The following is a 12,962-nucleotide window of genomic DNA, read 5'->3' on the forward strand; positions in this document are numbered from 1 at the left end:
CAAACGCTACCGCAAATAGGACAAATAACTTGTTTCATATGTCTTCCTCCAAAACATATTGTTTTACAAGAAGATATAACCTTAATTTGTGTTGAAATTTCAACCGTTGCCACAGATTTTACCAACTCTTTTTGTCCAGGGTGTATCTTGTTTTAAACAAGATAAAACCGCTATACACATTGAATTTTCAAGTGTTATAGCGGTTTTCACCAACTCTTTTTGTCCTATAAGCCTAAAAGGTGTAAAATTGGAAGAAAATGCAAGTACGACTACAGAAGAAATCAAAGGTACATATAATAGAAGAAGCGGACAAAGTAATGTAGAATTTGCGGGAAGTGATAATCCTGTAAGACCTGAATTAAAGTGGTTTCGTCATGATGACATTATCAATCGTTTAATTGATATGAGGATGGATATCAATAATCCAATAAAATCGGATTCCCTTATTTTGCAGGGTTCTTCATCAGCAACAATGACACAAGCAGTGGCTAAAGCTATAGATGCCACTGTAAGTAAAATAGGTATAAAAGGTACTACTTCAATGCAGACAGAAGCAGAAAATGAAAAACACACTAAACTTAAATTTGATATAGAGTTTTAAAAGGTAGATTAAGAAACAAACACATATTTGGTAAAATAGGGAAACCCACGGAGCACTCCGTGGGTTTTGATTTCTAATCATTATCGTCTGATATGTTTAGCTTTTTAATTTCCTTAGCTAAGGCCTTCTCGTATTTTGCAACTATGCGTCGAAGCCCTTTTCTTAGATTGCGCACAAAACGGTAATCGGTATCCTTTATATCAACGGCCTGGATGGTGACTTCGTGACCGGCCTTCCAACCGTAATAGACCTCTGCCATGGATGAGTTTTTACCCTTGAAGATTTTGAACAAAGCCTTTTTAACTTTTCTTGAAGAGCCCACATAGTTCTGTCCGGTGGTAAGGTCGAAAATTATGTATGCGCCCTTGAAGTCGTCTTTTTTTATGCTCTTTTTCTTAAAATCCTTTGGGGTGTAAGTTATATCTGATTTTGTGCCTTCAATGGTAAAAGGCAGGTTGTAGAGTTTTGATGACATTTTATAACCTCGCTGTTAAGTTTAAATTGCAATGGCTTTATGTGAATATTATAGTCGCTTTTGAATAAAAAAAGAAGACCCGGTTTAAGGTCTTCTGAAATCGGGCAAAACCCTATTTGATAAGATTATTCTTCCGGCGCAAACTGATCTTTGCCTACGCTGCACAGCGGACATTCATAATCGTCCGGCAGATCTTCAAACTTTACGCCTTCAACTTCTTCATCGTATACATATCCGCATACTTCACAAACATATTTCATAATCGTTCCTCTTTTCCATTTATCTCTACTGGTGAAATAACTTTCCTATGTCAATATAACTACCCCGAAAGAGGAGTTTTAATCACGATTTTAAATTTTTCTTCCGCGGTTTTTTGAAAGTTTAAGCCTGTTCATGGCTCTTGCAAGAGAAGCTTGGGAAGAGTAGTATTCCTGAATGCTTTTCTTTTGACGCAGATGTTCTTCTGCTCTTTCGGCAGCTTCCTCTGCTCTGCGTATATCAATTTCCTCAGGCAGCTCGGCTGTGGACACCAGAACGTTGACTTCGTTTCCGATGATTTCCGCAAAGCCCTGGGAAACAGCGGCTATAGTGACCTTTTCGTCGGGCGTAGTCATGCGAAGCTCGCCGACCTCTATGCCGATAATCATGTCCTCGTGGTTTGCCAAAATGCCCATTTCTCCATCTATGGTAGGAAGGGTCAGGCTTATGGCTTCTCCCTCGTAAAAGACCTTGTTGGAAGCATATATTTTAAGTGAAAAGGTATTCATGGTTTATCTCCTTGAATTTACTTTGTCTGTTTTGCCTTTTCGATTACATCCTCGATGGTGCCCACATTAAAGAAAGCACCTTCAGGATATTCGTCCATTTCTCCGTCTATGATAGCCTTAAATCCGCGCACTGTTTCTTCAATCGGAACATATTTGCCCGGAGTTCCGGTAAACTGCTCTGCCACGGAGAACGGCTGTGAAAGGAATCTCTGAATTTTTCTTGCCCTTGCAACGGTGAGCTTATCCTCATCGGAAAGTTCTTCCATACCGAGGATGGCTATGATGTCCTGGAGCTCTTTATATTTTTGCAGTATTTCCTGCACCTTTCGTGCAACCTTATAGTGGGTTTCTCCAACGATGTCTGCTTCCAGTATTCTGGAAGTGGATTCTAGAGGATCCACGGCCGGATATATACCCTGTTCCACAATCTTTCTGGAAAGTACCGTTGTGGCATCCAGATGTGTAAAGGTTGTAGCAGGGGCAGGGTCGGTCAGGTCGTCGGCCGGTACATATACCGCCTGCACGGAAGTTACGGAACCGTCCTTAGTTGAGGTGATTCTCTCTTGAAGGGCACCCATTTCGTTTGCCAAAGTAGGCTGGTATCCCACTGCCGAAGGCATTCTGCCTAAAAGGGCGGAAACTTCTGAACCTGCCTGTACAAATCTGAATATGTTGTCTATGAACAGCAGCACATTTTGGTGCATCTGGTCACGGAAGTATTCAGCCATTGTAAGACCCGTTTCGGCTACTCTCATTCTTGCTCCCGGAGGTTCGTTCATCTGACCGAAAACGAGAGCTGTTTTTTCGATTACTCCGGATTCGCTCATTTCCGTCCACAGGTCGTTACCTTCTCGGGAACGCTCACCTACGCCGGTAAATATGGAATATCCACCGTGTTCTGTGGCGATGTTGTGGATGAGCTCCTGAATGAGAACTGTTTTACCTACGCCGGCACCTCCGAAAAGTCCGATTTTACCGCCTTTTGCGTAAGGTGTCAGAAGGTCGATAACCTTTATGCCTGTTTCCAAAACTTCCACTGCAGGGTTTTGGTCTACAAAGGCAGGTGGGTCTCTATGGATTGGAGACTTTTTAATGTCTTCAGGGAGGGACTCTTTTCTGTCGATGGTTTCTCCAAGCACGTTAAAGAGTCGGCCTAAGGTCTCTTCTCCCACGGGAACCTTGATGCCTGCGCCTGTATTTATAACTTCCATGCCTTTATAAAGTCCATCACTGGACTGTAGCATGATGCATCGCGCCACATTGTTTCCTATGTGCTGAGCCACTTCCATAACGCATCTTTTGCCGTCGTTATCAACTTCCAATGCGTTGTTTATATTAGGAAGCTCGTCTCTGTGTTCAAATTTTACGTCTACAACAGGCCCCATGACCTGTAATATCTTTCCTTTACTTTCCAATTTTTCACTTCCTTTGCTGCGCTTTCGCTCCGGCGCAGACTTCTGTAAGTTCTTGAGTAATATCAGCCTGGCGGACTCTGTTATATGTCATGCTCAGTTCATCGAGCATGTCCTTGGCGCTGTCGGTGGCGTTTTGCATTGCCATCATTCGCGCATTGTGTTCGCTGTAATATGATTCCACAAGGCAGCCGTAGATTATTCCTAAAAAGTAGTTTGGAACTATGCTGTTTAAAACATCCTCTGCCGATGGGTAAAAGGTCGGGATTCGTTGGCTTTCCGGCTGATGCTCGTCAAAGCCCGATTTTTGCAGGGGAAGCAGCATGGTGCTGATGGTTTCCGCTTTTACAGGGTTTTCCATCTTTGTGTATATCACATGGATTTCGTCAAGCTCTCCTGTCGTATACAGCTCCAAAAGCCTTCCGGCTATCCTTCTCGCCCTTGAAAGATTCGGATCTTGAACCGTGTAACGAAAATCGGTATCTATGGTCAATCCGCTTTCATCATTATTGTAGTGGGTGTCAAAATAGTGTCTGCCTATTTCACCCAGTACAAAGAGGCGGTCGCTTCCCGGGCCTGCAATCAGCTCTTCGGCGGCCTTGATAACATTGTGGTTATATGAGCCGGCAAGACCTTTGTCTGCAGTTATCACAACGATGCCAATTTTCTTTTCCTCTTCGGAAACTCGCCTGCGGCCGTTAAAATAGATGCCGCCTGTTTCCGGCCAGTAGGAGAGAATCTTTGAAATTTCTCTTTGCATGGCGAAAAAGAAGGGCTCGGTTTCTGCCAGCTTTTGTTTTGCCTGTTTCATTTTTGATGAGGAGATCAGATACATGGCATTGGTGATTTTCATGGTTTCACGAATGCCTGCCATCCTCTCCTTTATTTCCTTTGAATTAGACATGGCTGCTCCTATATTTTTCTGCGGCTTCTATTATCCTTGATTTAAGATCATCGGACAGTTCGCCGGTGGATGCTATCTCGTCGACAAGATCCTTGTGTTCATTTTCAAAGTAGGCTAACAGATCTGCCTGAAATGATTTTACATCTTCGGTATTTACATCATTGAATATACCGTTTGAAACCGTGCATAGGGTTATAACCTGCTGCGGCATCGAAAGATGTTCTCCCAAAGGCTGCTTTAGCAGTTGGGTGAGGCATTGTCCGTATTTAAGGCGACGCTTTGTATCATCGTCCAAATCAGAACTGAACTGGGTAAAAGATTCCAGTTCTCTTGCCTGGGCCAAATCTATACGGATACTTCCCGAAGCCTTTTTCATAGCCTTGCTCTGGGCATTTCCGCCTACACGGGAAACGGAAAGACCTACATTGAGGGCCGGACGCATACCGGCATTGAAAAGGGATGTTTCCAGGAAAAGCTGTCCGTCTGTTATGGAAATTACATTTGTTGGTATGTACGCAGAAACGTCACCGGCCTGGGTTTCTATAATAGGCAGGGCTGTTATGGAGCCGCCTCCGGCTTCCGGTGAAAGTCTGCTGCTGCGCTCAAGAAGTCTCGAATGCAGATAAAATACATCTCCCGGATATGCTTCTCGTCCTGGGCTTCTGCCTAAAAGCAGGGATATGGCACGGTAAGCAACGGCGTGCTTTGAAAGGTCGTCGTAGACTATCAGCACGTCCTTTCCTTCGTACATGAAATATTCTGCCAGTGCTGTTGCAGCATACGGTGCAACATACTGAAGCGGTGCACAGTCACCGGCTCCGGCACACACCATGATGGTGTAATCCATAGCTCCGGTTTTACGGAAGTTGTCTGCCAGCTGGGCTATGGTTGATACCTTCTGACCTATGGATGTATATATGCATATAACATCCTTGCCCTTCTGGTTTATTATGGTATCGGCGGCGATGGAGGTTTTGCCTGTCTGTCTGTCGCCGATTATAAGTTCACGCTGTCCACGACCTATAGGAAACATGGAGTCTATTGCAAGTATGCCCGTTTCCAGAGGCACACCAACGGAAAGTCTGTCAACGATACCCGGAGCTTCGTTTTCTATAGGTCTGTATTTTTCTGTCTCGATTGGTCCTTTGCCGTCGATAGGTGAACCGAGAGGATCAATAATTCTGCCTATGAATTCTTCGCCTACTGGTATGCCGGCTCTCTTTCCAGTTCTGAATACTCCTGTTCCTTCGCGGATTTCTGATTCATCACCAAAAAGTATGCAGCCTACAGCCTTTTCCTCGATGTTCTGAACGATGCCTTTCAGGCCGTTTTCAAAGGTGAGGATTTCGCCATACATGGCGTTGTCCAAACCATATATTGTAGCGATGCCGTCGCCTACGGCAATTACGGTGCCTGTTTCGTATTCGCGGCTGACTTCATCGTAGTTTTCTATTTCTTCTTTAATTATCGATATTATTTCATCAGAATTGATTATGCTCAAAGGTCTACCTCCTTCCGGTCAGGTTCCGGGTCATATTCTTGAGTCTTCCGTCTATGCTGCGGTCATAGGTAATGCCGTCCACCGTGAGAATAAAGCCTCCGATGAGGGACGGATCCTCTGTCATTTCCCACTCTACACCGGAGCAATTATGCTTTTCACAGATAAGCTTTTCCATGTTTTCAAGCTGCTTTTCGCTAGGTGCGGTGACATACCTAAGGTATGCAATAAGCTTGCGCTCCTTGCTCATCAAAAGCTCTCTGGCATAGCCGGTTATCTCAAAGAGAAGTCTAAAGGATCTATTATCACACAATACCTTTAGGAACCGCTTGCAAAAATCGTCATCGATGATTTTATCCAGTACATTGTGCTTATCCTGTATGGAAATCACCGGATTTGACATGGCGTTGAAAAAATCGGGATTGTCACGAAATATGTTTTCCAGATTTTCCAGCTGCTCTCTGCTGATACCCATCTCACAGATAGCATCTGCATACCGCATGGCAGGAACACTGTATCTGATGGCATTAATTTCCGTCATTGTCGTCACCTGTCTCTCTTATGAAACGGTCGTACTCGCCAGAATCAAAATTTGAATCCTTAGAAGTCGTAACAAGCTTTCTGGCCATTTCAGCCGCAAGATCGGCAATCTGCTCCTTGGCTTCACTGACGGCTTTAATTTTTGCGGTTTCAGCATTTTCTCTGGCACTACTCAGAATGTTGTCAGCCTTTGCATTGGCCTCATCTAGTATGTTTTTGGACCTTGCTTCAGCTTCTTTCTTTGCATCAGAAATAATGCCCGCGGAAATATCACCGGCATTTTTCAGCTTTTCCTCATATTCCTGCTTCATAAGTTCAGCGTCACTCTGACTTTTTCTGGCGTTTTCCAGACCTGAGCGTATCATTTCGTCACGCTTTTCCATGATGTTGCGTACAGGCTTAATGAGAAATTTTCTGAGCAGAAGGAAAAGCACAATTATATTTATGATGGCAAACAGCAGATTTATATCTACACTGATCATATGTTGTTTCCGCCTTTCCCTATTGCTCGATTATTTAACAAGGATAATGATGAGGGCGATTATAAGGCCGTAGATGGCTGTAGCTTCCGCAAGAGCGGCACCCAAAATGAATGTCTTGTTAATTTTCTTTTCTGCCTCCGGCTGACGAGCGATTGCCTCTGATGCTTTACCGGATGCGATACCGATACCGATACCTGCACCAAATCCTGTGAGAACGGCGATTCCCGCTCCGATTGCCATAAGTGCGTTCATGATGTTTCCTCCTTAAATTACATTGGTTTTATCTTGAGTTAGTCTTCCATTTCGTTATTCATAAATATTGCTGTCAGGAATACGAATATGTATGCCTGCAAAAGTCCGTCGAAGATGTCAAAGAACATGCTGAAAGGTATTGGAATTATAACCGGTGCTATCAGCTTTATAAGTTCCATAACGACAAAGGCGCCGAATACATTACCGAAAAGTCGCATGCAAAGTGACATCGGTCTGATGGCGATTTCCAATATGTTAATTGGGGTTATCATAGCCACCGGTTCTGTAAAATGCTTGATGTAACCTTTGATACCTTTGCGACGCATACCGGCTGTTTCGATAAGAAACAAACTTATAAGTGCCAGCGCCACGGTGACATTGAGGTCTTTTGTCGGCGGTTTGAATCCCAACAGCACCATAAAGGTGTTGGAAAATGCCAAGAATACCAAAACCGTCATAAGGTACGGCGTGTATCCCCGGTTTTGCTTACCGTATATGTCGTCAAAGAAGTCGTATACCCACTGAATACCGGATTCCAAAAGAAGCTGTACTTTACCCGGATTTTCTACTTTAAGATTTCTTGTCAATAAAATAGAGGCGATCACCAGTATCGCCATGATTATCCAGGTTATTACAGTTGATTCGTTTATTGGAATGCCTCCCAGCACCGGGATGGTAAACAATGTTTCGGTGTTCAGTTCCCGAGTGAGTTCTGCCGCCAGATTGCCCGTGACAGTCACCTTCTTTCTGAATTTTTCTTACATATATATTGTGTTCCATTTGCACAGTCCATATGATACTCTATTGTACACTTGAAATTGGTAAAGTCAACAGATAATAACAATAAAAAATAACAGGCCATATGACCTGCTATTTTTATTTGGTACACCATCGGGGGCTTTGCGTATTGCTTCGCAATCCGCCGTTCATCGGCTCCCGGCACGGTCGCCTTGAACCCAAAGCCTGCTCGGCAGTTCACAGGACTGCCTCACTGACGGCTTCGGCCCCGGACACCCTGCGGACCTTGGGCGTTTGCATACCGTCTTACCACTTCATATCGCGTGTTATATTATCTGCGAAAATCATTGAAAATACAACGGATGGTGGATATCGTAACACGAAATAAAACTTAAAGATATTTTATAACTATTATTCAAAAACAGAGCGCTTTGTGGGAAGAATTTATAGATATGAGGAGGAAACAGCAATGATAAGTTATAAGAAATGTGAAGGTTAATTTTATCCTGATTTGGGAGGTTCAGAAGAAAGAATCCGAGGAGTAAACATATGGGGCATTAGACATGGCAAGTATCTGAAGCAGTATAAAAAGATGATCTATTACAACATGCTCGCAGCGGGCAGCCTGAACGGATACCTTGCGGAAACCGGCAAACAGGCGGCTGACATGAAAGCAAAGCTAATAGACGATATGAAGCATGCTGAAAACATCACGGAAGAACTCAAGGCAAAGGATATGATGGCGTGGGTACAGGCTATGAACAGTATCAGTAGCAGAGCTGATGAGATCGTGTACAGAGAGATGATATATAAATAAATTTATAATCAACAGGTACAATACTGTAAATATGACATGTTTGTATATAAGGAAAATGCAGGGAATATAATTGTCAGAAAAATCTTGCGGAACATTATTATTTTTCGTATACTATAGAAAATAGAAATGGGTTATTAGGAAAAAGATTAAACTTTTTAGAAAGGTTTGACGGCTATGATCGAAAGAAGGACAATTGTAGCAAGCAAGCAAGCAAGCAAGCAAGCATAGCTTAACGCTGCTATTTTTTAATGTTGAGCTGAAAATTGCACAGAAAACGGAAGGTTCATACTGTCCGATTTACAACGGATAGTATGAGCCTTTTTGTGTTGGAAACACTTGTTGAAAATGAATTGAAAGGATGAAAACAATGAGAAACAAACGATGGATCAGCGTGCTGCTATGTATGCTGCTATGTGTCGGTATGCTGCCGACAATGACGTTTGCAGCAAATGAAGAGCCCGACAAATGGGACGGTACGGCGGATACAAGCTGGTATAATGAAACCGACACGGAATTTCACATCAAAACAGCAGAACAGCTGGCAGGGTTTGCAGAACTTACCAATATCGGCATTGATACAAATGCATCTACAGGCAACACATTTGAGAATAAGACCATCTATTTAGACTGTGATGTAGATCTTGGAGGGTATACCTGGACGCCGATTACAAACAGAAATGTAGATGACGGTTACTTTTTCAAGGGTACTTTCGATGGACAGGGGCACACTATATACAATTTAAACTGTTCTGGGAAAGATAACTCGTATGATTCACTGTTTGGTTATGTACAGGGTGGCGTAATAAAGAATCTAAGCGTTGTGGATGCGAATTTGTATGCCGATGATAACAGCATGCACCTTGGCATTATCGCGGCGCTGGTAGAGAACGGCAAGATCATAAACTGTTATACATCCGGTACTGTAGAAAGTGTCAATGGCTGGCGAAACGTAGGAGGAATTTCAGGATCATGTATGCATGGCACACAAATTATTGGATGTGGTTCTGACGCAAAAATCATTAGCAGAAATTCCGAATATAGTGATAGTGTCGGAGGATTGGTCGGCGAATGGATGAATGCCGGAGAACCTTCTGTGATTTCAAACTGCTGGTTTAACGGCTCAATCGTCAGCGAAGATCCGGAGTCTACAGTTGGAGGGTTATTGGCTATTGGTTACAACAATAATGTAGAAGAAAATGTTAAAATCAACAACTGCATAATGGTGAGCAGTAATATATCAAGTGCGGAAAAGGAAAATACTGCTGTAATTGCTCATCTGACAGGGACTCCAACAGTTGCTGACTGTTTTTATAAAGAAAGTGATAATGGATATCGTGTCATCACGAAATTAGACAAGGGTAGTCTTGCTATCGATACGAGCTTTGATCCGACACCTTGTGCAAAGGCGGCAACTGACTTTACAGACAATGACATTCTCGTTTCGTTGCAAAACAATGCCTCACAGGGAATTGAATGGGTGGAAGGAATAGAACACCCTACTTTCAGTTGGGATATGCAAAACAGGAAGGCTGATTACACGGCAGTTGACACCGCATTAAGTAAAGTTCCGCAGGATGTTTCCATCTACACGGATGAAACGGTCTCCGCGCTGCAAAATGCAATAGAGGCTGTTGATGCTTCGTTAAGCGCTACAGAGCAGTCAAAGGTTGACGATATGGCGAAAGCTATTGAGAACGCCATCGCCGCTCTCGAATACAGGGGTGCAGATTATAGCAAGGTGGATGAAGCCATAGCTAAGGCAGATGCTTTAGATCCGAATGATTACAAGAGTTTCTCGGAAGTTGAAGCTGCCATTAATGCAGTTGTCCGTGGAAAAGACATTATAGAACAGGATAAAGTAGATGATATGGCTTTAGCTATAGAGAATGCTATTGCGAACCTGGAGAAGAAGCCTGCAACGGGAGGAAATGAACAGAAACCTCAGACTGATGAGAATACGAAGACCGGCGATGACAGCAACATACTTCCTATAATCGCATTAATGACGCTTGCAGCGGCAGGAGCAGTAGGCACCGGGATATACAGGAGGAGAGAGCAATAAGAGATTTTAGTATTGCATGAATGAAACTAGATATCCGGATATATTGATTATGGAGTTATAAGACGAGCGCAGCGATAATTGGCTGCGTTCGTTTTTTTTATGCAAAGAAGTTTTAAAAATTGATAGGGTTTCAGGTTCTCCTGACATACGCATTTTCCTCCGGCAGGAGTATAAATGCAGTGCTTGCTAACAAATATGCACGCAGAGCTCATTGTTTTTCTGCATGCATCATGTCGTGATTCACTTTGGCTGTGTAGTAGCTGTTTATCGTCGCAGGAGCGTTGTACATCAGCGTTATCAGGAAGGCTCGCATATGTGCCACATCGGATTTACAGCGGCTGAGTTCGTCGAGAACATATTTTATATGCTCAATGTTGAGCTTGCGGAACCGATCCTTTACCTGGGAAGACGGCCGTTCTTTTTTGTTTACCCGGATAGTTTTTTTGCTGCTTGTGAGCACTTCTGCCGCGATGTTTACGAGCTCATCTACTGCGGTTTTCTTAAAGGGCAGATCGGATATGAGAGCTTCATAATGGATCTGATCTTTGAAAACGGCAGCCGCCTCAGCCGGAAGTGGATAGTCTTTTGTAATAATATTCTCTGTCGTGTTCCCTGTATTTGTATGGCGGTTTTCGGTCATATCAATATCGGAAATATGTGATACCCTGTCACTTTTTAAAGTGATAGGTATCACATTTGAAAGTGATACATCGCTCCCTGCTTTCTCCGGATAAGTGAGCTCCATTAGCTTGTCGGGGAATAATTCTATATACAGGACATTGCTCAGCTTCTGCATGTTTGTCGATACCGTTCTGAACTCCCTTCTGATAACTCCGAGAGTTTCAAGCGCCTTTATTGCTTCCGTGACCTGTCTCTTAGAGTATCCGAACTGCTCTGAAAACTGCCTGTAGCTTCGCTGCAGAAGGTCTGCTTTAAAGCGTTTTTTTATCCCGATAAATTCTCCTGTTGCCTCATCCCTTAATATCTTTGGGCGGTACCAGTAGACAATGTCGCTCAGCAGCATGATTGCTGTGCTGTTTGGTTTGCCGTTAGATGTTGTTATCGTTTTGAACCAGTTAAGCGGAATGACATTGCCCGTGATCTCCATCCCGTACATCTGATCGACTATTGGACTTCCTGAAGAAAAATTGTCTTTCTGTCTGCTCAATCGATCATCCCCCTGCCTATGAGATCTTGTGGATCTCGCTTTTGTCCCTGAGATTTACATTTTGATTCAGCGATATGAATTTTATGAGAACATCGGTCGGTATGAGTATCTTTCTCCCCACCTTCAGAACAGGCATGGCTTTCCATTCTATGAGCTGCCTCATGGTGTTCCTGCCGATTCCCGTATATTCTGCCGCTTCCTCTACCGTCATTGCCAGTTTATTACTGTTCATGCAACCACTCTTTCCATATGATTATTGCGTATTGCAACTATATCAGCGTTTGTAGGTGCCTTTGCGCATCCCTTTCTTTTACGAAATAGTTATTATTTAGTTATTTTGCTTGAATGGAGGATTTTGCAATAAGAAATTGCATAAGAAAAACCCCTTAGATTTCAATAAATCTAAGGGGTTTATTTGGTACACCATCGGGGGCTTTGCGTTTTGCTTCGCAACCCGCCGTTCATCGGCTCCCAGTACGGTCGCCTTGAACCCAAAGCCTGTTCGGCAGTTCACAGGACTGCCTCACTGACGGCTTCGGCCCTTTCGGGTTCGAGCCCCTTTGACATATAATAACAAAAATAAAAAAATAGCAGACGCTGCCTGCTATTTTTTATTTGGTACACCATCGGGGGCTTTGCGTATTGCTTCGCAATCCGCCGTTTATCGGCTCCCAGTACGGTCGCCTTAAACCCAAAGCCTGTTCGGCAGTTCACAGGACTGCCTCACTGACGGCTTTGGCCCTTTCGGGTTCGAGCCCCTTTGACATATAATAACAAAAATAAAAAAAATAGCAGACGCTGCCTGCTATTTTTTATTTGGTACACCATCGGGGGCTCGAACCCCGGACACCCTGTTGAAAGTGTTTAATATTTTTAAAACACTTATATTTCAACATTCATCTTGCCCAACTTCAGAATTTCAACAATTATTAATGTTAAATTAATGCAAATTAATTTAGTTATCTTAAATCAATGCTGATAATTTTGGTAATTTACGACCATTTTGTGATTAAAATACTGATAATTTATATAGCATCTAGTGTAAAGGAAGCTATTTTCTCTACTGCAGAAGCCTGTCGTTCAGCAGATACATGCACATAATATCTGACAGTTACTTCGATATCACCATGACCGAGCAGTTTAGCAGTCTGTTCAATGGGAACTCCTGCCCTAGCAAGATTCGTTGCAAAGGTGGCTCTATATGCATGGAATTTCCTATGCTTAACGCCGATTCTCTTGTATAGCC

16 protein-coding genes are annotated in these 12,962 nt (G+C 43.2%); 3 read left to right on the forward strand and 13 right to left on the reverse strand.

Translation table 11 applies throughout. The features are described 5' to 3' along the window. The first annotated feature begins 247 nt into the window (after positions 1–247). Positions 248–601 (forward strand): hypothetical protein, encoded by a 354-nt coding sequence (locus tag INF20_RS07710; RefSeq protein WP_226385798.1) that lies wholly within the window; start codon positions 248–250, stop codon positions 599–601. A 73-nt stretch (positions 602–674) separates the two neighbouring features. On the opposite strand, the gene INF20_RS07715 is transcribed toward INF20_RS07710, so the two are convergent. The 10 genes from INF20_RS07715 to INF20_RS07760 all read right to left on the reverse strand — a co-directional run bounded on the left by INF20_RS07715 (position 675) and on the right by INF20_RS07760 (position 7,671). Next, complete coding sequence (locus INF20_RS07715) at positions 675–1,076, reverse strand: hypothetical protein (protein ID WP_226385799.1); 402 nt, start codon at positions 1,074–1,076, stop codon at positions 675–677. 125 nt (positions 1,077–1,201) lie between these two features. Next, entirely contained in the window at positions 1,202–1,336 is a 135-nt protein-coding gene (locus tag INF20_RS07720; RefSeq protein ID WP_226385800.1) for a rubredoxin, read from the reverse strand. Positions 1,337–1,426: 90 nt separating this feature from the next. Beyond that, positions 1,427–1,843 (reverse strand): ATP synthase F1 subunit epsilon, encoded by a 417-nt coding sequence (gene atpC / locus INF20_RS07725; protein ID WP_226385801.1) that lies wholly within the window; start codon positions 1,841–1,843, stop codon positions 1,427–1,429. A 17-nt stretch (positions 1,844–1,860) separates the two neighbouring features. Then, entirely contained in the window at positions 1,861–3,258 is a 1,398-nt protein-coding gene (gene atpD / locus INF20_RS07730) for a F0F1 ATP synthase subunit beta (protein ID WP_226385802.1), read from the reverse strand. A 4-nt stretch (positions 3,259–3,262) separates the two neighbouring features. Beyond that, positions 3,263–4,159 carry an ATP synthase F1 subunit gamma gene (atpG, locus tag INF20_RS07735; RefSeq protein ID WP_226385803.1) on the reverse strand — a complete coding sequence of 299 codons (897 nt, stop codon included), beginning with the start codon at positions 4,157–4,159 and terminating at the stop codon, positions 3,263–3,265. Beyond that, positions 4,152–5,660, reverse strand: a complete 1,509-nt coding sequence (atpA, locus tag INF20_RS07740; protein WP_226385804.1) for a F0F1 ATP synthase subunit alpha — start codon at positions 5,658–5,660, stop codon at positions 4,152–4,154. Before atpA ends, atpG begins: the two co-directional genes overlap by 8 nt. Positions 5,661–5,664: 4 nt before the next feature. After that, the gene (gene atpH / locus INF20_RS07745; protein WP_226385805.1) at positions 5,665–6,198 is read right to left on the reverse strand and encodes an ATP synthase F1 subunit delta; all 534 of its coding nucleotides are present in this window, start codon (positions 6,196–6,198) and stop codon (positions 5,665–5,667) included. Then, positions 6,185–6,679, reverse strand: a complete 495-nt coding sequence (gene atpF / locus INF20_RS07750; protein WP_226385806.1) for a F0F1 ATP synthase subunit B — start codon at positions 6,677–6,679, stop codon at positions 6,185–6,187. The genes atpH and atpF overlap by 14 nt, the downstream gene beginning before the upstream one ends. A 30-nt stretch (positions 6,680–6,709) precedes the next feature. After that, complete coding sequence (atpE, locus tag INF20_RS07755; RefSeq protein ID WP_226385807.1) at positions 6,710–6,931, reverse strand: ATP synthase F0 subunit C; 222 nt, start codon at positions 6,929–6,931, stop codon at positions 6,710–6,712. 38 nt (positions 6,932–6,969) lie between these two features. Further along, complete coding sequence (locus INF20_RS07760; RefSeq protein WP_226385808.1) at positions 6,970–7,671, reverse strand: F0F1 ATP synthase subunit A; 702 nt, start codon at positions 7,669–7,671, stop codon at positions 6,970–6,972. 509 nt (positions 7,672–8,180) lie between these two features. Here INF20_RS07760 and INF20_RS07765 point away from each other — a divergent pair. Together INF20_RS07765 and INF20_RS07770 are read left to right on the forward strand one after the other, a co-directional pair. After that, positions 8,181–8,486: a TnpV protein gene (locus INF20_RS07765; RefSeq protein WP_226385809.1), complete on the forward strand. Its 306-nt coding sequence runs from the start codon at positions 8,181–8,183 to the stop codon at positions 8,484–8,486. A gap of 367 nt (positions 8,487–8,853) precedes the next feature. After that, positions 8,854–10,548, forward strand: a complete 1,695-nt coding sequence (locus INF20_RS07770) for a hypothetical protein (RefSeq protein ID WP_226385810.1) — start codon at positions 8,854–8,856, stop codon at positions 10,546–10,548. 208 nt (positions 10,549–10,756) lie between these two features. Here INF20_RS07770 and INF20_RS07775 read toward each other — a convergent pair whose 3' ends face one another. The 3 genes from INF20_RS07775 to INF20_RS07785 form a co-directional block, all read right to left on the reverse strand. Further along, positions 10,757–11,716, reverse strand: coding sequence for a DUF6017 domain-containing protein (locus INF20_RS07775; protein WP_226385811.1), 960 nt, complete (start codon positions 11,714–11,716; stop codon positions 10,757–10,759). Between the two features lie 16 nt (positions 11,717–11,732). Next, positions 11,733–11,948, reverse strand: coding sequence for a helix-turn-helix domain-containing protein (locus tag INF20_RS07780; RefSeq protein ID WP_226385812.1), 216 nt, complete (start codon positions 11,946–11,948; stop codon positions 11,733–11,735). Positions 11,949–12,741: 793 nt separating this feature from the next. Beyond that, positions 12,742–12,962, reverse strand: a 221-nt coding sequence (locus INF20_RS07785; RefSeq protein ID WP_226385813.1) for a tyrosine-type recombinase/integrase, incomplete at its 5' end; no start/stop codon positions are given.

Origin of the sequence: Gallibacter intestinalis (assembly GCF_014982745.1) — a bacterium.
Taxonomy (GTDB): domain Bacteria; phylum Bacillota; class Clostridia; order Peptostreptococcales; family Anaerovoracaceae; genus Gallibacter; species Gallibacter intestinalis.